This window comes from Psychrobacter urativorans, assembly GCF_904846695.1.
Lineage (GTDB): Bacteria > Pseudomonadota > Gammaproteobacteria > Pseudomonadales > Moraxellaceae > Psychrobacter > Psychrobacter urativorans.
Genome location: NZ_CAJHBR010000001.1, coordinates 291,695 through 314,339, shown reverse-complemented (window position 1 = coordinate 314,339; position 22,645 = coordinate 291,695). Strand labels below are relative to the sequence as shown.

The 22,645-nt window shown below is 41.4% G+C and carries 16 protein-coding genes; 7 read left to right on the top strand and 9 right to left on the bottom strand.

What is annotated here, in order from left to right:
- Nucleotides 1–18 precede the first annotated feature (18 nt).
- Nucleotides 19–1,176: an AI-2E family transporter gene (locus tag JMY09_RS01295; protein ID WP_201621769.1), complete on the bottom strand. Its 1,158-nt coding sequence runs from the start codon at nucleotides 1,174–1,176 to the stop codon at nucleotides 19–21.
- Between the two features lie 791 nt (nucleotides 1,177–1,967).
- Between JMY09_RS01295 and JMY09_RS01290 the strand changes: the two genes are divergently transcribed.
- Nucleotides 1,968–3,659: an NAD+ synthase gene (locus JMY09_RS01290; protein WP_201621768.1), complete on the top strand. Its 1,692-nt coding sequence runs from the start codon at nucleotides 1,968–1,970 to the stop codon at nucleotides 3,657–3,659.
- A gap of 261 nt (nucleotides 3,660–3,920) precedes the next feature.
- Entirely contained in the window at nucleotides 3,921–5,195 is a 1,275-nt protein-coding gene (locus JMY09_RS01285) for a hemolysin family protein (RefSeq protein ID WP_201621767.1), read from the top strand.
- A gap of 205 nt (nucleotides 5,196–5,400) precedes the next feature.
- Here the strand turns inward: JMY09_RS01285 and JMY09_RS01280 are convergent, their stop codons facing one another.
- A complete protein-coding gene (locus JMY09_RS01280; protein ID WP_201621766.1) occupies nucleotides 5,401–6,192 on the bottom strand; it encodes a YggS family pyridoxal phosphate-dependent enzyme in 792 nt (263 codons plus the stop codon).
- Nucleotides 6,193–6,443: 251 nt separating this feature from the next.
- On the opposite strand from JMY09_RS01280, the gene JMY09_RS01275 reads away from it, so the two are divergent.
- Nucleotides 6,444–7,481, top strand: coding sequence for a type IV pilus twitching motility protein PilT (locus JMY09_RS01275; protein WP_201621951.1), 1,038 nt, complete (start codon nucleotides 6,444–6,446; stop codon nucleotides 7,479–7,481).
- Nucleotides 7,482–7,628: 147 nt separating this feature from the next.
- The gene (locus tag JMY09_RS01270; protein WP_201621765.1) at nucleotides 7,629–8,750 is read left to right on the top strand and encodes a PilT/PilU family type 4a pilus ATPase; all 1,122 of its coding nucleotides are present in this window, start codon (nucleotides 7,629–7,631) and stop codon (nucleotides 8,748–8,750) included.
- A 325-nt stretch (nucleotides 8,751–9,075) separates the two neighbouring features.
- Here JMY09_RS01270 and fur read toward each other — a convergent pair whose 3' ends face one another.
- The gene (fur, locus tag JMY09_RS01265) at nucleotides 9,076–9,507 is read right to left on the bottom strand and encodes a ferric iron uptake transcriptional regulator (RefSeq protein WP_201621764.1); all 432 of its coding nucleotides are present in this window, start codon (nucleotides 9,505–9,507) and stop codon (nucleotides 9,076–9,078) included.
- 348 nt (nucleotides 9,508–9,855) lie between these two features.
- Between fur and JMY09_RS01260 the strand changes: the two genes are divergently transcribed.
- A complete protein-coding gene (locus tag JMY09_RS01260; protein WP_201621763.1) occupies nucleotides 9,856–10,281 on the top strand; it encodes an outer membrane protein assembly factor BamE in 426 nt (141 codons plus the stop codon).
- Between the two features lie 172 nt (nucleotides 10,282–10,453).
- Here the strand turns inward: JMY09_RS01260 and JMY09_RS01255 are convergent, their stop codons facing one another.
- The 4 genes from JMY09_RS01255 to JMY09_RS01240 all read right to left on the bottom strand — a co-directional run bounded on the left by JMY09_RS01255 (nucleotide 10,454) and on the right by JMY09_RS01240 (nucleotide 13,576).
- Nucleotides 10,454–10,825, bottom strand: a complete 372-nt coding sequence (locus JMY09_RS01255) for an RnfH family protein (protein ID WP_227677096.1) — start codon at nucleotides 10,823–10,825, stop codon at nucleotides 10,454–10,456.
- On the bottom strand, nucleotides 10,813–11,952 hold the full coding sequence (locus JMY09_RS01250; protein WP_201621762.1) for a hypothetical protein: 1,140 nt from the start codon (nucleotides 11,950–11,952) through the stop codon (nucleotides 10,813–10,815). The genes JMY09_RS01255 and JMY09_RS01250 overlap by 13 nt, the downstream gene beginning before the upstream one ends.
- Nucleotides 11,953–12,300: 348 nt before the next feature.
- Nucleotides 12,301–12,969 carry a c-type cytochrome gene (locus JMY09_RS01245; protein ID WP_201621761.1) on the bottom strand — a complete coding sequence of 223 codons (669 nt, stop codon included), beginning with the start codon at nucleotides 12,967–12,969 and terminating at the stop codon, nucleotides 12,301–12,303.
- 256 nt (nucleotides 12,970–13,225) lie between these two features.
- Complete coding sequence (locus JMY09_RS01240; RefSeq protein WP_201621760.1) at nucleotides 13,226–13,576, bottom strand: c-type cytochrome; 351 nt, start codon at nucleotides 13,574–13,576, stop codon at nucleotides 13,226–13,228.
- Between the two features lie 462 nt (nucleotides 13,577–14,038).
- Between JMY09_RS01240 and yihA the strand changes: the two genes are divergently transcribed.
- Nucleotides 14,039–14,833, top strand: coding sequence for a ribosome biogenesis GTP-binding protein YihA/YsxC (gene yihA / locus JMY09_RS01235; RefSeq protein WP_227677095.1), 795 nt, complete (start codon nucleotides 14,039–14,041; stop codon nucleotides 14,831–14,833).
- Nucleotides 14,834–14,995: 162 nt separating this feature from the next.
- On the opposite strand, the gene JMY09_RS01230 is transcribed toward yihA, so the two are convergent.
- Both JMY09_RS01230 and JMY09_RS01225 read right to left on the bottom strand, forming a co-directional pair.
- The gene (locus JMY09_RS01230) at nucleotides 14,996–15,742 is read right to left on the bottom strand and encodes an HAD family hydrolase (protein ID WP_201621759.1); all 747 of its coding nucleotides are present in this window, start codon (nucleotides 15,740–15,742) and stop codon (nucleotides 14,996–14,998) included.
- A 202-nt stretch (nucleotides 15,743–15,944) separates the two neighbouring features.
- Nucleotides 15,945–16,955, bottom strand: a complete 1,011-nt coding sequence (locus JMY09_RS01225; RefSeq protein ID WP_201621758.1) for an RluA family pseudouridine synthase — start codon at nucleotides 16,953–16,955, stop codon at nucleotides 15,945–15,947.
- A gap of 1,185 nt (nucleotides 16,956–18,140) precedes the next feature.
- Between JMY09_RS01225 and JMY09_RS01220 the strand changes: the two genes are divergently transcribed.
- On the top strand, nucleotides 18,141–22,565 hold the full coding sequence (locus JMY09_RS01220; RefSeq protein ID WP_201621757.1) for an Rne/Rng family ribonuclease: 4,425 nt from the start codon (nucleotides 18,141–18,143) through the stop codon (nucleotides 22,563–22,565).
- Nucleotides 22,566–22,645: the final 80 nt, after the last annotated feature.

The window sequence follows — 22,645 nt, the reverse complement described above, 5'->3', positions numbered from 1 at the left end:
ATTTATCATTACCAGCTATTAACTGTTTGCAGGGTTTTCACTATCGTCTTGGTTCTGCTGCTCGAAGTTTAGTAACATCTGATTATCAGTTAATATGACTTGCTTAGGGGCAAAAATCTCGTTTTTATGCTGTGATATCCACTCGCGCCAAATAGCAAGGCCAATAGCTAGCACTACAGGGCCGATGAACAAACCAACGAAACCAAAAGCTGTAAGACCGCCTAATACGCCGATAAAGATAATGATAAAAGGAATCTTAGTAGCGCCACTAATGACGATAGGACGAATAAGATTGTCGACCCAACTGATCACCAAAACACCCCATAAAGCCAGACCAATACCTTCAGTAGTATAACCTTGACTCAACAGCCAAATCGATACTGCGCCCCACGCAAACGGAGTACCAAAAGGTATTAGCGCCACTCCAAAAGTGATGAGGGTAAGCAAGATAGGACTAGGCGCACCAGAAAAGTAATAACCAACACCAGCCAATAATGCCTGCGCTAATGCTGTTAGACCAATACCATAAACCACAGCGCGCGTGGTAGTGCCTACAGAATCAATATAGCCATCAATACGATTGCCGATGATATTGCGCAAGGCTTGACGAATCTGCCGTATTAGACTGATACCATCACGGTAAAAGAAGTAAAGCGTCATCAAAGCCATACCTAATTTAGCAAGGCTGCTGAACAACACATCGAGAGCCACTTTGCCGTAGTATAAGTGCGACTGAATCCAAGCACGAAAAGCTTCGAGAGTACCTTCAGGATTCTTATTTATTCTCCATAAGATATCTTGAATTTGTTGACCGATAACTGGTAAGTTTTTAAGAGAATCAGGCATATCAAGATAGCCAACTTTGATACGATAAATGAGGTTAGTGTAAAGGCTAAGCGCTTCTTGTTGCAGTATAAATATCGCTATGACTAAGGGTATGCCTATCATTAGCGAGATACTGATGGTCATAATGGCCGCACTAACATTTGAACTGAACTTTACTTTTTCATGGAAAAACTTATAAATAGGAAAAGTAACGTAGGCCAAAATCGCGGCCCAAAGCGCTGGTACAATGAAGAACTGCACCACTTGAAAGCAAAGTATAAACAGTATCACTAGTAACGTAATGGCTAGTAATCGCTGAATAACGACCTCTTTTGTCCAGTTTTCAATCATAGCGTATGAACCAACCAATAACAGCCTTATAGGATATTACTGCGAATTATATGAATATGTAGGCATAAGCCTATGAATAGAAGTTTATAAACTGTATACCTATGCGCCCAGTAAACATCTTAACAACCAGCAGCCATTATGCAATAAGATAAGACGAATAAATAATACTGTGTTGTAATTTTTACTTACAATTTTGTTTTAGGTAGTGTGTTAAGGCGGTGTTGAGCCACGAGCAGTAGCCCTGTTGCAGCCGAATGTTCAACACGCTTTAGTCTTGAAATAAAACTAAAAGTAATAGTAAGCAAAATTCACTTAAGTCGATAATAAGATAGTTTTGTTTAGCGTGCAAAAACACCGCAGCGTTCTCTTAGCATTAGTAATTGATGTTATACTAAGGGTATTATTTTGTGCTTACGGAATCCATTGAGATTTTTTTTAGCTGCCTATTTGGCAATATTTTTGCTAGCTAGCACAACTATATAGCTTAGTCTCAGCACTAGATTCACTGACCTGCGTTGGTGCTAAAGTTGCGAATAATAGCTAAGTATTTACTTTTTGCCTATTATTTGCCTAGCTTACTGGCCATTGCGGTACTTTAGCTATCAAATATTATAAGCGATAAATTATACAAACAAGTTAAACCATTAAGTCCTATAACTGAATTATTTTAAAAAAACTAAGCCATATATTATAGTTTGGTCAGCACATTCTAAATAAGCATTTTAACTAGACGATCCAAATAAATAATAATCCACTAAATTTTAAATACTATATTGATAGGAACAATAACAATGTCAAAAGACAATAGCCAAGCTCATCCCCCTGTTACTAATACTGCTGAAAAACCATCTGCAAAGACCAACTCTATTACTTTCGCTTTAGCTCAATCACACTTTTTAGTCGGCGACATTACCGCCAATGCTGAAAAAATGCGTGCGCTTGCAATAGAAGCACGTGAGCAAGGTGCTGATGTTATTATCTTCCCTGAACTAGCGCTTTTAGGTTACCCTCCACAAGATTTATTACTACGCCCTAGTCTTTCAGGTCGTATCAAAAGCGCTTTATCGAACTTGAGTGACATTGAAGATATCGTCATGATTGTTGGTTACCCTCATGTGGATCATCACGGTACTTTTAACTCAGCAGCTATTCTGCATAACGGCCATCAAAAGGGCTTTTATCATAAGCAATTCTTACCTAATTATGGGGTATTTGACGAGCGTCGTTATTTTGATAAAGGTCGTAACCAAGTTTTATTTGACTATAAAGGCATAACTATAGGTCTTCTTATCTGTGAAGACTTATGGGAAAAGAACCTAATTGCAGAACTAAAAGAGCAAGGTGCAGAGCTAATTATTAGCCTCAACGCTTCCCCTTTCCAAAGAGAAAAGCAAGATACTCGCAAAGCTATGCTAAGCAAGCGCAGTAGTGACAATAAGCTACCGATTATTTATGTTAATGCAGTTGGTGGTCAAGATGATTTAGTATTTGACGGTGGCTCAATGGCAGTACAAGCCAATGGTACTATTGCTCACGAAGCTACACGCTTTATGAATCAGCTGTTACTAGCCACTTTAGATGTCAATACTGGTACCTTTAACACTCAAGCTAAAGCGCCACTGTCATTGAGCCGTGAGTCTGAGATGTATCAAGCCTTAGTAGTGGGCTTACGTGATTATGTCAATAATTCAGGCTTTACTGGGGTGATCATTGGTCTGTCCGGTGGTATTGATTCAGCGCTGACTTTATGTATAGCTGTCGATGCCTTAGGAGCAGACAAAGTCTATGCCGTGATGATGCCCTATGAGTACACCTCAAAAATCAGCTTAGAGGATGCCCAAGCACAAGCGCGTCGCTTGAATGTTTCTTATACTGTCTGCCCTATTTTTGATGCAGTAGAAGGTATTCGTCATACCCTTGCGCCATTATTCAATAAGTCACCAGCGGACACTACCGAAGAGAACATCCAAGCTCGCGCCCGTGGAGTGATCTTGATGGCGTTATCGAACAAGTTTGGTCATTTGGTCATCACTACTGGTAACAAATCTGAATTAGCAGTAGGCTACTCTACTTTATATGGTGATATGGCGGGTGGTTTTGACGTATTAAAAGACGTTTATAAGACCCAAGTTTATGACTTGGCCAGCTATCGTAATCGTTTAGAAGATACCCCAGTTATTCCTGAGCGAGTCATCACTCGCCCACCTTCAGCTGAGCTACGAGCTGATCAAACCGACCAAGACAGTCTGCCCGACTATGCCATATTAGACGGCATCCTCACTTTATATATTGATGAAGATATGGGCTATCAGGATATCGTATCTAAAGGTTTTGACGAAGACTTAGTCGCTAAAACTATCAAGATGGTCGACCATAGCGAGTTTAAGCGTCTACAAGCCCCTATTGGTACTAAGATCAGCCACAAAGCTTTTGGGCGCGAACGCCGCTATCCTTTAGTAAATAAATGGTCACTAAAAGGCTAACTATAAAAGATAGAGGCTAGCTAGCTTAAACCCTAGCTAGCCGATAATCAGACTTATAGCGAAATCAATGATGAAATAATTAGCTGGGTGCTTGCCCAGCTTTTTTATTACCTGTTGATAAATTTTAGTCCCTGTCTTTATGTTGCGTTTTTACTTTATGTCGTTACTTTTTATCTTTATCCCAATAGCCGCCTTAATCGTCCCCTTAATTATCGCTTCAATAATCTTCTCTAACCCTATCTATATTTATCCGAGTATTTCATGAGCTTGCTAACCGCTAGTGTATTTCTATTTTTATTACTGGCCCTGAGTGCCTTCGTTTCTGGTGCGGAGATTGCCATTGCCGCCAGCCGCAAGATTAAGTTACAAGTAATGGCCAAAGAAGGGGAAGTACGCGCCCTTGATGTCCTCAATATGCAACAACATTCCGGTAGCTTTATTACCGTAGTGCAAGTCGTGCTCAATGCAGTAGCTATCTCCGCTGGAGCGATTGGCGAATCAGCTATCAGTCCTTATTTATCCCTATTATTCAAAAATGAAACTGTGGCCTCTGTGCTGTCGTTTATCATTATCACTAGTGTATTTTCACTGCTCGCCGACTTAATGCCCAGACGGCTGGCTATGTCAGACTCTGAAAATGTCTCTGTCAAATTAGTAAGACCAATGATATTTTTGATCTTTATTTTTAAGCCTATGATTTGGGTATTCGATGGCGCAGCAAACGTACTGTTTAAAGCGCTAGGTATTTCGACTATTCGCCAAGATGATATGACTTCAGAGGATATCTATGCGGTGATGGATGCTGGTGCAGAAGCAGGAGTCATTAAGCATCAAGAACACCATTTGATTGAAAATATTTTTGAGATGCAAGAGCGCACGGTGACTTCAGTAATGAACCCTCGCGAGCATGTGGTTTATTTTGATAGCAAGGCTAGTACTGAGCATATAGTGGCCGTGATGATTAGACAGCCGCACAATAAGTTCTTAGTTTGTATCGACGACGACTTAGAAAATATCATTGGCTATGTTGAGTCTCGCAGTTTTTTGGCATCGGTACTTGAGCAACAGCTGGTGTGCCTGACCGATCAAGCACTGCTAAAACCTGCGCTGTTCGTTCCCAATACGCTATCGCTATTTGAAGTATTAGAAACGTTTAAATCAACGGGTGCAGATTTTGCGGTCATCGTTAATGAATACGCTTTAGTAGTAGGCGTTATTACCCTAAAAGATGTGATGAGTATCGTAATGGGCGAGCTAGTTACTTTAGAGGAGCAGCCTATCATTCAGCGTACTGATAACTCGTGGCTGATTGACGGTATGACCCCGATTGAAGATGTTATTAGAGCGCTTGGTATCGTCAATCTACCGCACAGTCAAAACTATGAAACCATCAGTGGCTTTATGATGTATATGCTACGCAAAATCCCCAAAAAGACCGACAGTATTGACTATGCCAACTATCATTTTGAGATTCTTGCTACTGAAAAACTCAAAATCAATCAGCTGCTGGTAACTAAGTCTGAGGAGGGTGTTTAAACAGCACCGTGTTTGTATAAAATACTATTTATAGAAGACCAGCTTTAACTAAAACACCGTTTGCACAAAAACAAAGAGTAGAAAGAACTGTTTTAATAACAGCTTATGGCAACAAACAGTTCTTTCGAGCAGGAGCTTTTTTAAGTAGTAGCTCGTGCAAGTAGACGCTCTTTTTAAGCAACAATCATTCAAACAAAACATCTGGCTAATCACGTGCACCGAATATTGCGGTGCCAACTCGTACCATAGTCGAGCCATTAGCAATCGCCTCAGTCATATCATCACTCATACCCATACTTAGCGTGTCCCAAGCAGTGAGCTCTGGATACTGCTGCTGTATGTCGTTAAATAACTGCTGAGTACGGGCAAAAGCATCAGTATCTGCTTTGGCAGGAATTATCATAAGTCCACGCAGCTGTAAGCGCTCATAACTTTTGATAGTAGCTATCAAATCAGCAAGCTCTGCAGGCAAGCAGCCTGATTTACTGTCTTCATTATCAATATTGAGCTGAATAAGGACATTCAATGGTGCCATACCATCTGGGCGCTGATCATTCAGACGCTTGGCGATAATGTCACGTTCAACAGTCTGCACCCAGTCAAAGTTCTCCGCTATATCACGAGTTTTGTTGCGCTGAATACTGCCAATATAATGCCAAACAATAGCGGCAACTTCAGGGTCTGCCCGCAAGGTAGTTATCTTATCGACGGCTTCTTGTAGGTAGTTCTCTCCAAAGTCACGCTGACCTTGCTTAGCTAAAGTAGCAATCATCTCAGCAGGCTTAGTCTTAGACACAGCTAATAAGGTCACTTTACTCGCTGATTTGGATTCCGGTTGTTGAGAGGCCTGCTCACAAGCTTGCATAACTTGAGCACTTACTTGTTGCCAGTTACTAAGCAGTTGACGGTAATCACTATCGCTCTTATTAGCTTGGTCATTATTACTTGCTGTATTTGCATCGTTGTTATTTTTAGGATTAATCAAAGAACTATTCATAAAATACTCGTATCGGAAGTTTCTATAGAAATCTATTTTTGCCTTGGTATGCGCTAATAGATGGTTAAGTGTGACTAGTATTGTTATTATATTGTTACATTACCTTACTTACTATGTGAATATTTGTTCAATCATAGCCATAGCAGATTAACATAAAACCATCCTTGCTCTTTGTAAATATAAGCTTAGAGGGTACAGCGTTGTATTTTATTGACCATTAGGAATCGTTAATTATGTCTGAAAAAAGCAGTTTGAGCATCGAAGACTTGCTACGTTTTGCGGTCAAGCACCAAGCATCAGATTTACATATTTCGGCAGGAATGCCAGCAATTATTCGAGTGGATGGCGAGATGACTCGTATTAATATGCCAGCAATGAACCATCAAGTCGTTCATCAGCTGATCTACGCTATCATGAATGATAAGCAGCGAGCAGATTTTGAACAGTTTTTTGAGACCGACTTTTCTTTCGAGATACCTAATTTAGCCCGTTTTCGAGTAAATGCTTTTAACCAAAACCGGGGTGCTGGCGCTGTTTTTCGTACTATCCCCTCCAAAGTTTTGTCCATGGATGACTTAGATATGGGTGAGGTCTTCAAACAGGTATCTGACTTTAAGCGTGGAGTAGTACTAGTCACTGGTCCTACCGGCTCTGGTAAATCAACGACCTTAGCCGCTATGGTTGATTACATTAATGAGACCCGTAAAGAGCATATCCTAATTATCGAAGACCCGATTGAATTTGTTCATGAGTCCAAAAAAAGTCTAATTAACCAGCGTGAAGTGCACCGTGATACTTTGGGCTTTGAACCAGCCCTACGCTCAGCTTTGCGCGAAGATCCAGATGTGATTTTGGTCGGTGAGCTACGTGACCTTGAGACCATACGTTTGGCCTTGACTGCTGCTGAGACTGGACATTTAGTATTCGCCACCTTACACACTAGCTCAGCCGCCAAAACTATCGACCGGGTTATTGATGTGTTTCCTGCGGCAGAAAAATCTATGATTCGAGCTATGTTATCTGAATCCTTGCAAGCCGTTATCTCGCAAACTCTATTGCCACGCAAAACAGGTGGCCGTGTCGCTGCCCACGAAATCATGCTTGGTACGCCGGCTATCCGTAATTTAATACGCGAAAACAAAGTAGCGCAGATGTACTCCTCTATTCAAACTGGTGCTAGCGAAGGCATGATTACCCTCGACCAATCACTAAAGAACTTAATCAGCAAAGGCACTATTAGTAAAGAAGTCGCTCGTCCTTATGCCAAACAACCTGATGCGTTCTTGTAATTTGATTTTATAGGCAGTTTTTATAGCTTAATACTTGTTACTTGTTACTTGTTACTCAACATTTAGTGCTCAATAACTTCATGGCTTTTTGACATCGACTTGATTACTTTGAGCCTTTTTAACTTTTATCTATATGCGACTATCATTATGGACTTCGATAAACTATTACAACTGATGATTACGAATAATGGCTCTGACTTGTTTATTACCGCCAATGTCGCCCCATCGATGAAGATGAACGGTGTCATCCATCCTGTAGGTAAAGTTGCATTGACAGGTAAGCAAGTTGAAACCTTAGTCAGAGGCGTAATGACAGAATGTCAGCGTAAAGAGTTTGCTGAGACTAATGAATGTCAGTTTGCTATCACCGATGACTTAGAAACCGCACGCTTTCGAGTCAGTGCTTTTAGGCAGCGTGACATGCCAGGTATGATTTTGCGAAAAATCGAAAATAAAATTCCTACTACTGATGAGCTAGGCTTACCCCCATTATTGCAACAACTGGCCATGAAGAACCGCGGCATTATATTGTTAGTGGGTGCTACAGGAACAGGAAAGTCTACTAGTCTCGCTGCTATGATAGGACATCGTAATCGTAACTCGCATGGCCACATTATTACTATTGAAGACCCTATAGAGTTTATCCATCAGCATCAAGGCTGTATTATCACCCAGCGCGAAGTGGGTATCGATACTTTAACTTTTGAGACAGGTCTAAAAAATACTCTGCGTCAAGCACCGGATGTTATTCTAATCGGAGAAATTCGTAATCGTGAAGTGATGAACTATGCGATTCAATACGCTGAAACTGGCCACTTAGTTTTCGCAACTTTGCACGCTAACAATGCCAACCAAGCCATAGATCGAATTATTCATTTTTTTGAGGCGGATCGTCATAGTCAGCTCTTTATGGATGTATCGCTTAACTTACAAGCGATTGTCGCTCAGCAACTCATTCCTACCCCAGATGGTCGAGGACGCCGCGCCGCTGTTGAAATATTACTAAACTCGCAGCTGATAAGTGATTACATACGTAAGGGTGAAATTCACGAAATAAAACAGGTTATGGCTCGTTCACGTAATACTGGTATGCAAACTTTCGATCAAGCCCTGTTCGACTTGTACGAAAACTCTGAGATCACTTACCAAGATGCTATTAAGTATGCTGACTCACCAAATGATCTGCGTTTACAGATCAAGCTCAATAGCAGACATAGTAATAACCATAAAGATAAAAATATTGAAAAGCTTTCTTTAGATGCTAATTAACTATTGGCATTGAGCCATCATCAGCCGTTGATAAACTGCGGTTAAACAAATCACCGCTATTAAGCTGTCAGTGTTTAGATAGTATATTTATAACGGCGAATAATGAAAAGTAGCAACTGCCAACCAACTTTGAAAGGGCTATCCTCAAGCTATCGGCAATAAAAAAAGCCTTCATTTATAAAGGCTTTTTTTATACTTGATATCTTATGCTTAATCCTAAGTAGTCGATACTAGGCATTCGATACTAAGCACTTGCTACTAAGCGTAAGACATTAGTAGCACAGTACTACAGCGAATAGCCCTAAAGCTAGCTGAATGCTGCGACTTACTTGGCGCTATCCTTACATTCTTGATTATTGCAGATACCATACAGTACTAGTGAGTGTCCTGAGAGCTTAAAACCATGCTCATTTGCCACTCTCAGCTGTTCTTCTTCGATAATTTCGTTGTGAAACTCAATAATCTTACCACAGACATCACAAACCAAATGGTCATGATGCTCGTCTTGGGTGATCTCGAACACAGAAAGATTGTTTTCAAAATTATGACGCTCAACAATACCCGCTTGCTCGAACTGAGTTAATACTCGATAAACCGTGGCTAAACCCACATCTTCACCTTGCCCAATCAGTGCTTTATAAACTTCTTCAGCACTCATATGGTGATGCTCAGCGCTTGCTAATAATTCTAAAATCTTAATACGGGGTAAGGTAACTTTAAGCCCTGCTTTACGTAAATCTTGATTGGTAAAAGCCATAGTATCTCTCTTGACTATTAAAGTCTCAGTAAATAAAAATGTTTTGCAATGATGAATAAGTGCGGCTGAAAGCAAGCTATTGGCTAAAGCTAACAATCATTAAAGGGTAAGAACTGGGCTTTAACAGCTTTAAATTATCTGAAAATACTATTGTAAGTATACAAGCTTAAGCTTATAAAGCTTTAATTCTGTTAAGATTATAAGGTACTAGTAGTTATAGTTATTCTATAATGCTTATTAAATAATGTCGTAAGTGATAGGCAATTGCAAGTAAATCACGTATCATTTGTCCAAGATTGTCGGTAACGGTTGTATTAACAACTGTTGGCCGTACCTAACCCATTTCTTATGAGTCATCTTACCATGATAAATTCATTATCTCTTCGTTCTATTGCTAATGCTCGTATGCTACGCAAACTTATAATCGCTATGAGCCTTGGTGCTACAGTGACGCTATCAGGCTGTTCACTATTTAGCGTTTATAAGATTGATCTGCCGCAAGGAACCCCTATTACTCAGACTCAAGCCCAGACCGTAAAGGTAGGTATGAATCAGAACCAAGTGCTCTATATCTTAGGCAGCCCTGCCATTAGAGACACTCTAGAACCTAATCGTTGGGATTATATTTATGATTTCCAAGCAGGTACGGAAGGCAGTCGTAAGGGCATTGCTAATGTAAAAAATGCTAGCCAGCATTTGCGAGTCTATTTCGATGCCAATGGTATAGTTAATCGTATTGAAGGTATTGAAACCTTGCCGCAACCTGTTAAATAACACAGGCTGAATAATGCAAGATAAGCTAGGATGATAAATTAGCGGTGATAAATCAGTTTTAATAACTCAGTCTTGAGCCCTAATTAGCATAAAGCGCTGTTTACTTTTTAAACAGCGCTTTTTTATGTGCTTGGTTTTGTCTGCTGACAGTCTATAAGTGTATAGTTAGCCTTTATTTAGACTTATTTTTGCGTTGAGCCATAGGGTCAGTGCTTAAGCTCCTATAAACCTCAATTCGATCAAGCGCCTGCAACTGATAGCTGAGTGGCTGCTTTTGTGCATAAATTCCCACATGCCATAGCTTGGCAGTGGGAGTGATAATCGCTGCTACTTGCTCACACCATACTGCCAAATCAGCAAACTGTGTTAACCACCCTGCTTGTGCCAACGCCTGATATATTGTCGTGCCTTTACTCACTTCTAAGCTCAGATAATGCTGAATTTGTGCCGTCTCTGCATAAGCTAAGTGTACCGTTATTGGCTTAGATACTAGCGTTTGCAACGGCATCTGCACTGCCACATCATTATCTATTAGCTTATCCACTGTAATACCCAACCTACTAAGGCTAAAATCAGTGCTAAGGGCACAAAAATACGAATGGCTATGCGCCATAAGTTATAGAAACCCTCATTGCCGAAGTTTAAAGACTTACGTAGATGACTAATTTTCATCTGCCAACCTACGAATACTGAAAGTAATAATACCGCTACGCTGCTAATAATAACTAACAATCCTACTAGCCAAGTGGTTGGTACGGCTACTACTAACACTACCCCTAGACCTACAGTCAATAGCAAGCTAATTACCAGCCCAAACTTATAAGATAATTGTTGTACGGCATAATGTAGCAAATAACTGACTACAAACAGTACCCCTAGCCCATATACCAGTTGCGCGATTGGTGGCAGATTTAGACCACTAATAAATAACGCAATCACCCCAACTATCAACTGTAATATCCAAATCGGTAATACTAGTTTAGTGGTGCGGTATACCGCAGTAGACTGATTTTTTGTCGTGGCAGCTTCACTATGGTTGGCACTTGAGGTTAATAGCGTTTGTTTACTGACTAAGTGCTGTCCGAACCAATACAGACCAGTACCAGCACCTACACTCACTAATGCTAACGCTACGGCTCGTGCCCATTCGCTTAAGCTAATATCCGTCATAGCAAAGCTAATAGTAGGCAAGCCATTGGCAACACCTAGCGCTAACCCTATGATCATCAACCCTAGGCCAATTGGTAAAGGAGCTGCTCCAAGCAAGCTTAGCAAGACAGCTATGACTAGCAAACCGGCACCAACGGCGAAGCTTGGTATATTAGGCACACTATTAAGCTCAGTGAGTGCGACCAATATCCTGTTACTGGCATCAGAGACTACTAGTGCTGCAATAACTATCGATACTAAAGCTGCAAGCCAGGCAAAACTTCGCCATAGTGAACTGGCATCAGCTTCACGTGTCAGCTTTTGCATGCCTGCTAATGGCGACTCAGCACTGCGATAAGCTAAAGCAACCTCAGCATAAATGACTGGTAGAGATACTAGCACCATGGCTAATAACCATAGTAACCAAAAATCAATTTCACCAATTGAAGCTGGGGCAAACCAGCGAAACAATAATAGCGGTAGTAGTGCAGCTATAAAATAAGAGGCATAACGGATCATCATAATTTCAATCCAAACGTTCTAAAGTAATAGGTAGCGTTAGAGGCTTTGCAATAGATACAAATACGTCCTGATATAGAAATATAGTTATTCTTATATATAAATACAGCTATATAGGAGTACTAGCTTAATAGAAATACCAGCTTATTATAAACTCTTGTGATTCATATAAGGCAGTATCTATAAGCCATTATTTGTAGAGCTGTGTCTTTCAGCGGTTACACATAATAGACAGCTAGCTATAAAAAAACCCCGGAATCGGGGTTTAGTAGCTAAATGATAATCTATAGGATTTGAAAAACTCATTTAGCTACGCTATAAGGCTAATATTTTCAAGTGCTAGGTAGTGAATTAATGGATAGCACTGACATAGTCTGCAAGGATGCGGATATCACGATCCGACAACTTCGAAGCTACTACTTGCATCATACCTTTATCACCTTCTTTAGCGGCATCATTGTAGCGCTTTTGATCATCACTAGCGACATCATCTTCACGGCCAGCAGCGCGGAATAGCTTAAGCTGAGTTGCAATATACTGAGCATGTTGACCCCCTAAACGTGGGAAAGCAGCCCAAATATTACCAGCAGCATCTGGACCATGACAACCCGCACAACCAATAACACCACGTGACTTATCGCCACCTAAGAATAACTTAGTCGCTTCTTGCGCAGTAGCTGGGTTAGCAAAACCTACTCCCCAAGCAGCTTGCTCAGTGTAGTAACCAGCAACGTTAGCTAGATCTTGCTGAGACAAGTTAGCAACTTGCGCTTGCATGATACCGTTTTTGCGGTAGCCGGCTTTGAAGTTGACTAGTTGCTTATAAAGATACTTTACATTTTGGCCGCCTAAGTTAGGCTGAGCCGGAACTACACTTACTCCGTCAACACCATGACAAGCGGCACATTGTGCTTCTACAATTTGTTTACCTGCATTAGCGTCATATTCAGGAACAGTAATAGCAGCTTGTACGCTGAAACTTGCAATACATAAGCTGGCGGCAGCGATTAACTTTTTCATCTATATGAATCCTACTAACTTGGCGTAAGTATCCGTTAGCATAATTGCATTAACAAGACTCTATCTATACGATAGTAGGTAGCATTGCTCATAGAACAATTGCTACATTTTTAGTCTTAGTAATCAACTACCCAAAAGTACTTACTGACATCAAGGTTTATTTACGATTATTATAGCAAGACTTTATAATATTTGCTTACCTAATCTTAGGAATATATTAGCCTGTTCAGTTTTATATCTATATTCATTTTCAATGTCACTTGCTCATATATTCTATCAACTGCTTGTAATCTTCATCGCTACAATTATTACATAAGCCACCAGCAGGCATTTGAATCATACCGTTCTTCACTGACTCGATAAGCGCTGGCATGCCTTTTTGTTTCTTGAGCTGCTCCCATTTGACACTATCGCCCTTTTTGATAGCGTTTAAAGCCCCACTATTATGACAAGCTGCGCAAGAATCATTATAGATAGTAGCAATATCAGCAGCAGAAACCGGCGTTGCCATTGCTGTAGTTAATAAAACAGCGGCTATCCCACTAGTTAAAGTGCGACTGCTTAAAACGCTACTGATAGCGGCTGTCAATTGAGTTAATAGGCGCATAAGAGGCCTCCTTTAGCTGGATAACGATAAAAGGTACAGCGAATTGCTGTCTTCTCTTATATCTACTGGCTTGGCCTATATTGTAACAAATTATATTAACTTAATGTAGTGCTGCTTTGTTTAGCGGTGTTGAGAACTTTCTATAAGCGCCTATGGCGTTTAATGTTATGCTATAACTAATATGGTGTTCCTAGCTATTATTTCAACAGTTTCGGCTACACCTTTTATTAACTATCTGGATTATAGTTTACTATTAAATTGCCCGTAAATACTGATAGTTATCGCTAACAGTTGCTATAATATCTTTTTTTAGATCGGCAGCTAGTTTGAGATCGGCAGGTAGATAGTAATCAAAAGATAGGCACGTATACTGTGATGTCGAGACTCACTATCTTGCTAGCGCTCTACCCCTTACCTTTATCCAAGATTTATTTCGAATTTATATATATTAATGAGCCCTTTATGAGTACCCCGTATAAAGATGTTGTCGCTGAGCATGCGGCATTTAATACCAAAGCTCGCCAGCGCATACAACAAACTGAGTTTATGACTTCAGCGCCTACTTTTCGTCTGTGTCCACCCGATGCAGGTTTTGAAGTGGCTTTCGCTGGACGCTCAAACGCTGGTAAATCATCAGCAATCAATGCTCTAACCAATCAACGTCAGTTGGCACGCTCATCAAAGACCCCTGGTCGTACTCAGATGATCAACTTTTTCAGCATAGGCGATACTGATAGACGTCTAGTCGATCTGCCAGGCTATGGCTATGCTGCGGTACCACTAGAGATGAAAAAAGAGTGGCAAGTGGAGCTGGAGGAATATCTAGTATCACGCTCAAGCCTAGCTGGATTAGTGCTATTAACAGATATTCGTCATCCTCTAAAGTTTTATGACGAGCAAATGCTGCATTGGGCCAAAGAAGGTGAGCTACCAGTCCATATTTTACTCACTAAAGCGGACAAGCTAAAGTATGGAGCCTCTAAAAATGCGCTTCTCAATACGCGTAAGCAGCTAAAAAAATTAGGCCTAGACTGTACTACTCAGTTGTTTTCAGCTCTTAGAAAAGAAGGTTTAGATGAATTGGCTGGCGTCATGGGTAATTGGTATGACTATAAACTTACCGATGAAAAAGTATCGGCATCAGGCTTTAACCAGCAAACTGATCTAGCGTCGCTCAATGCGGCATTAGAGGCTGAATTAGAAGCGCAAGCTTTAGAAACACCTACAGTAACCACCGAACAATCAACAGATAAATAGATAAATAATTTTTATTTACGGTTGTTAATTAGGCTGTAGTACAGATTATTTAGCAGTTGCTACGCATAGCCTTATTAAAAAATAAAAAGGGTTTATCGCTAATCACGATAAACCCTTTTTTATTGAGTATAGCTTATGGTAACGCTTTAACCGCTAACCACTTTAAGCCCCTAACAACTTAACCAAAGCTTGTGGCGTAGTGACTTGATAAGTCGGTTGCTGGGCAGCAAGCTCGTGACTAGCAGCTGAGCCGTAGTCAACCGCAATACTAGTCATCCCCAACTGATTGGCCATTTGAATATCATAAATACTGTCACCAATATATACCGCATCAGATACTTGCTGCTGCGTATCGTGCAAAATTTCAATCAGCATCTTAGGATCAGGTTTAGAGCCAGATTCATCAGCACAGCGGGTGACCACAAAATAATCGTGGCTGTTAGTAGCGCTCAATACTCGCTCTAAGCCGCGACGCTTTTTGCCAGTAGCTACGGCTAGCTGCTTACCTTGCTGTTGTAGGGTTTGCAACATCGCCTCGATTTGAGGAAAAAACGGCGTACAGTGACTGTTAGCGATGTAATGCTCGCTATAGCTATCTTGAATGGCTAGCTTCTGTGCAGCCGTTGCGCTGGGATACAGAATATCGATGCCTATGACTAAGCTTAAACCGATGATATCTTGCACTTGTTTATCAGTAGTAACAAATCCATGAGTCTCGCCAGCAATATGCATCGACTCGACGATTAGACCTATGGAGTCCATCAAGGTGCCATCCCAGTCAAAGATAATAAGTTTTTTGCTTGCTAAGCAATCAGCAGCTGATGGGGCACTAGCAAGTGGCTGTAAAGAAGTTTGTGTTGAAGTAGCAGCAGTAGCCGTTGCTGTAGGATTGGCAGTAGCTTCGCTCATAAACAGACCTTAATAAATAGGGTTAGCACCATGAAAGGATAATGTTGCAGGACGCTGTTAGGGACTAACTGTAATAAACTGACCCGTGCTCAATTAACAATGACAAAATACCGATAACAAACTCATATAAGACTCAGCTAAACCAATATTTAAAGCCAAGCTAGTAGCTTGGCTTTAATGTCTTATCAGAAAGGTTAGTCACTTATTTGGGCAATTCAGTCCCTTTTGGCAATAGTGCAGCGATATCTTCAGGTAGCGGAGCGGTGATAGTCTCATAACCTGGGATATCTAAGCGCCAAGCATGTAAGCATAAACGATGCACGCCAGACTTATCATGTACGTGATACTTATCATCGCCTAAGATAGCATGACCAATATGCGCCAAATGCACACGAATCTGATGAGTGCGGCCAGTTAATGGTTTGGCTTCTATCAGACTTATTGCCTGATTAAGATGCATAAAGCGACTGTGTACTACGATATCAGTTTGGCTTTCTTTGGCTTGTGGGTCCTGAGCATCCACTTTGACTCGGCGCTCACCACTAGCAAGCGTATAACGTAGCAATGGCGCATCGATGCGCTGCTCATTAAGTACTGGCTGCCCTTTTGCTAAGCATAAATAGTGCTTTTGAATAGTCTTGTCAACGAGATGCTGTTGCAGAGTTTTAAGTGCCGAGCGCTTTTTAGAGATCATCAGTAGACCTGAAGTATCTTTATCGATGCGATGTACGAGCTCTAAGTACTTTTTACCAGTCGCTTCACGCATGGCTTCGATAACCCCGAAGTCAAGACCACTACCGCCGTGTACTGCAATACCTGAAGGTTTATTCAATACTAACAAGCCTTCGTCTTCATAGACCACACGCGACAATAGGCTTTTAGCAAACTCAGCGCTAATGATTGGTTTTTCGCGAGTCGCTAACTGTACTGGCGCGATACGGACAACATCTTCACGCTGCAGTCTATCATGCGCTTTACAACGCTTATTGTTGACTCGAATCTCATCTGAGCGAATCATTTTATAGATGTGTGATTTTGGCAAGCCCTTTAGACGATTCAATAAGAAATTGTCTAAACGTTGGTCATGCTGATGCCGAGTCACTTCTAAGTAATTGACCTTTTCAAAGTTGCCAATCTCATCATCAGCGCTTTGGGGACGAGTTTTACTATTGAAGATAACAGGAGCTTCGTGAACGGGTGCATCATTTGTCATTTTGGAGTTCGTCATTTTTAGTTAGGTATTTGCATAAAGATTTGCTATAGTTTAGCATGTTGAATGCCAATTGAGCAGAGGTTGCGACAATAATCATTGTTGTAGTCGACTACTATTTTTATTGCTGAAGTTTTTATTCTAGTATTTTTCAATACTGATAAAGGCTGAGTAGCAATCAATATTTAATAGTAGTAAGGCTCCTGCTAACTTTATGCATTTCATCTGATTTTTAGGGCAAGTTTCTTACTGACATGTAAATCCCGCCCGACAAAGGGTATTTATACCTAATAGCTTTATATAACAATCGACCACTCGACTTAGTAATATAGGCGAATATGCTTATTTGTTAAACGATAACTTGATACCATTTACTCAATAAACGCATGACCACGACTTGACCTGCAATTTTTGCAACTTTGATTGGCACGCGCAGTTGAGCAAAAAATGATAAATTGAGGTTAGTGTTTCGCTGTTGCTTAAATATTAACGGTCAAACAGATAATAATAGTTAAACAATCGACAACTTATGCCCTAACTAGGCTAGGATTTTTATTTTGTTTGCCAAGTACGCCCCGTTGAATTTTTATACAGTGTTGATCTAATTAAAGATAAAACTAATATTTTGTAATACTGAACCAATTGATAAATAAATACTATTACTTATTTCTGAGCTTTTAGCTCTAAAGTACAACTGGATTATAACCGCCCTTATAAGCTTACAACTTATATTGATGACCGGCTACTATTACCATAGTGATAAAAAGTGACCAGCGATGTTGACTAGTAAGCCCCTTATCCTTCGGGTATGAATACTTACAAAATTTGCCAACGTCCTGTAAAGACTAGATGCTAACAGCCTTACACCCTGTTTAATTTATAGCCATTGCTAATAACTAAATCACTATGCTAGCGAGTAGGTAAAACCAGTCGAATCGGGTAGATAGCCTTGAGCGTCTAAGTAAGTTATTATTGACATTTTACGCTGAACTTTTAGCTCAGCACTGACATGTAGCACTTACGTTTATGCCGGAGCTTTAGGTCAATATTCCTAGGCCAGACAGATAAGCCTATAGTTTATTTATTAGCTTTCAATAAATATTAGTAACCTTCTCAGCTTTACCCTTTTTTGCCACTGCTGCCACAAAGAAATCTAGTCGTTGTTCTGCGTACTCATAGGATACTATTATGAAACGCATTTTGATCAACGCTACTCAAAACGAAGAAATTCGTGTTGCCTTATGCAAAGGCAATCATCTCTACGATTTTGACTTAGAAAACCGTACCCGCGAACAAAAAAAATCCAACATTTATAAAGGCCACGTCACTCGTGTTGAGCCTTCACTAGAAGCTGTGTTTGTAGAATATGGCTCACAGCGTCAAGGGTTTCTGCCTATTCGTGAGATTTCTTCTGAATACTTGAGCGGTAATCCACGTGATGAAAACATCAAAAAGCTCATCAAAGAAGGCGATGAGCTAATCGTACAAGTTGAAAAAGAAGAGCGTGGCAATAAAGGCGCTGCCCTATCAACTTATGTTTCACTCGCTGGTCGTTATCTAGTATTAATGCCTAATAACCCTCGTGGTGGTGGCATATCACGTCAAATCTCTGGCAAACTTCGTGAAGACATGAAGCGTATGCTAGGCAGTCTTGATTTAGAAAAAGGTATGAGTGTCATCATTCGTACTGCTGGTATTGGCAAGACTCAAGAAGACTTACAACACGATCTAAACCATCTATTAAACATCTGGCAAGCCATTCAAGAGCAAAATCAAAAATATCCTTCACCACGTTTAGTGCATCAAGAAGCAGGCGTAGTTACTCGTGCTGTGCGCGATTATCTGCGTGATGACATCGCTGAGATCTGGATCGATAATGAAAACGCTTATATTGAAGCAGCTGGTTTCATCGATGCGGTAATGCCTAAACAAGCTGAAAAACTACGCAAATATACTGACTATGAGCCGATGTTTTCGCGTTTCAATATCGAAAAGCAAATCGAAACCGCTTATCAGCGTGAAGTTCGTCTGCCCTCTGGTGGTTCAATCGTCATTGATCAAACGGAAGCTTTGGTGTCTATCGATATCAACTCTGCTAAGTCAACTAAAGGCTCAGATGTCGCTGAAACCGCTTACCATACTAACCTAGAAGCCGCTGATGAGATCGCTCGTCAGCTGCGCTTGCGTGATATGGGTGGCTTGATTGTCATCGATTTCATTGACATGAATGACAACAAGCATCAAAAAGAAGTTGAAAAACGCCTGATAGATGCCACTAAATACGACCGAGCACGAGTACAATTTGGCGACATCTCTAAGTTCGGTTTGATGGAAATGAGTCGTCAGCGCCTACGCCCTTCATTAGAAGAGTCTACTGGCTATATCTGTCCTCGTTGTCATGGTAATGGCATGATTCGCGACTTACGTTCGCTATCGCTATCTATCATGCGTCAGATTGAACAGATTGCCCTAAAAGAACGTCAAGGCGAAGTACAAGCTGAAGTGCCAACTGATATTGCTGCGTTTTTGCTAAACGAAAAGCGCGATAGCTTAGTTTATCTTGAGCAGGACAGCGGCACGCGTATTACTATCTTGCCGCATGCTCACCTTGAGTCACCCAATTTCAAGCTACACTTCAACCGTGATGGCTTTGCCCCATCGAGTTACGAGCGTATCACTGACACTCAGCAGCAAGAGCATAGCGATCTTGGCTATAATGTTGATTGGCAAACGGCTGAAAAAGAGCGCCCTGAACAGCAACCCACTCGTCAGCCGCTAAGAAACAGCGATAGTAAAAACGCTAGCCCAAACAGCCCTGCTACTAGCCCTCAGCAAAGTGGGCAAAATGCTAGTACGGTTAGCCATAGCAATGAGCATCGTAATAATAGTAAAAACAATAATACTACTGCTACGATGCCTACTAATGCTCAGCAGGATTCTGCTGTGTCGACTAACGTTCAAGTTGCAGCAGTAGCAGTAGCGGCTCAAAATCCTGTTAGTCCAGCACAGCCACAGGCCGTTGCTTGGTTATCTAATCTGTTCGCTCAAGCACCACAAGCGCAAACCACTAGTAGTGTCAGCAGTCGTGATGCTGCTGAAGCTATCGAAACCTTAGTGAATACTGGGGCCAAAAGTTTAGGCTCATTTGGCCAAGTTGCTAGCAGTGTGCTGACGCCTACTCAAGGTTCAGTAGCCACTCAACCAGATGCTAGCCAAAATAATAATGATGAGCAGCCATCAGATAATACTCGTAAGCCAAGCACTCGCAATAATGAGGGTGACACTGATGAGAGCAGCGATGACAAAAGAAGACGCAAGTCACGCAAATCTAGATCATCAAAGCCACGTCAAAGAAGAGAGCAGCGCGACGATAACGATGCACTAGATAGTACTAGTAGCGATAGCGATGCTGCTAATGACAGTGACAACGATACTAAATCGTCTAATGATCAAGACCAGCGTAATGACAGTCAACGCTCTGAAAATAGACGTCCAAACGATCGTAATCGCAATAATCGTCAAGACAGCAATCGTCAAGACAGCAATCGTCAAGACCGTAGCACTGATGCTGATGCTGATACTAATTCTGAGCGCAAAGACAGTACTACCGCCTCTGATGAGCAAGTTCGTGCTAAACGTAAGCCACACAGTCAACGCAGCTCACGCGGTACTCTTGAACGCAATGAGACTTTGACCACTGCCAGCACTAACAATGATGGCAAGCAAACCGCTAATGACAATCGTAATAGTCAATCGGCTGCTGCGCGTCGTAATCAGAATCCAAACGAGGTTGTGCTGCAAGTAAACGAAGCACCAGCAAAACTTAAATCGCCGGAAGTAGTGCATTTGTCTTTAGACGACAGCAAATCTACACGAATGAATCATAAGTCTGCTGCGCCGCAAAATGCTGAGCCTGCCGCTAAAATAGTTGAAGTAGCCAAAGATAATAAAACTACCTCACCTAGTGAAGCGAAACCGCGCAATGAGTCTGATAATGCCAAATCTGGTAATACTCAGTCTAGCAATGATAAAGGTGCTGATACAGATAGCAATATTGACAATAATATTAATACTAATATTGTTAATAGTATCGATACTGATGTTGATACTGATATTGATATTGTTAATAGTATCGATACTGATGTCGATACGGATACAGCACATCAATCAGCTGCTATCGATCGTACCCAAGCTGACTCTAGCGAAGATCAACTAGCTCAAGACAGTGTCCAGCAAGCTAGCAGCGAACCAGTAGCGCCGCAAGAAACTACAACGACTCAACCTAAGCACAGCTCGCAGCCTAGTGACAATATTGCTAATACTGCCAGTACTGCCAATACCGATAGTCAAGCGCTAACTGAAGTAGTCTCAACACCAGTAGTCTCTACTGAAACTCCGCAAGCTGACACTCCTGTCACACAAAGCGTAGTTACAAAAAGCCCAGTTACTGAAGCCACGGCAAGCGAAGCTTCTGAAGCTACAGAAGCTACAGAAGCTACAGAAGCTACAGAAGCTAAAGCTATTGAAGAGCCCGCAAGCAAAGCAACTGACGTTGCTGAGAAGCCAGCTATTGAGCTGACTCATGAGGCCTTGTTCGCTAAGCGCTATGTGACGGCTAATAAGTTTGGCAAAGCCAGTAATGATCCTCGTATTATTCAGGCACAACAACTACAAGGCAAAAATCCGGCAGTAGCTGAGCAGCCAGTAGCCACAAGTGTTATAGCGCCAAGCGCAGATGTGCCAGCTATTCGTGGTACGGTTGGCGATTTTATCCGCGCTACTCTAGCCGACGGCCAAACCCGTTTAGCTGATGAAGGAGTAATTAACTGTTTCATCGCTGCTATTGCTGAGTATAAGAACCAAGCAACCGCTCAAGTACAGAGCGCAAATGTTGTGACTGAGGATGCGCATAGCGCTAAAGCGGATGACAGTGATAGTAGCTTTAATTTTAGCAACTACGGTTATCAACCTTTGACAGCAGATTATGTGACTAGCTTTAAATCTATGACGGCCGCTGCTAGTCAGTTTGCAATGGAGCAAGGTAAAACTTCTGTACAGCCAAAGGCAGTGACTGCGCGTGCTAGTAATGATCCACGTGGTCAGCATCCTAGTTTTCAGCCACAGCAGGCTCAGCCACAAGATAGTGCTGAAGCTGAGCAAGTTGAAAATGTAGACTCATCAGCTGTTGAAGCCGTAGATGCCCATCAAGTTACTGCAACTGCATTAACTGGCGCCGCCCAAGCCGAAGATGTTAGTACTGAAAGCGAGCAACTCCTACAAGCTGATGCTAACTTAAAGACTGCAAGTCATGAATCACTGGATGCTGAATTATCGGATGCTTCTGCAAACGCTTTGCCAGCTGAAGGCTCTTCACCAGAGCTATCGGTAAAAGAGGATAGCCAAGCCAGCAAGTCAAAAACCACTATTGCTAGCTATAAGAACATGATTGAGAATGTGGCTGAGCAATTACTGCCACAAACAGGCATGTTTAATTTGACTACGGCAAAAGTACCAAAGGCTCGCACTCGTAAACCTAAGACTGAGCATAAGAAGCCTACACAAGCTGAGAAAGCAGAGAAAGCAGAGACTGATGAGTCAGATAGTGAGAGTTAATAACTAGTACTCATTATTAGCAGATCCTAAACGTACGCAAGAAAAAGCCCCGAAACTCAATAGTTTCGGGGCTTTTTATA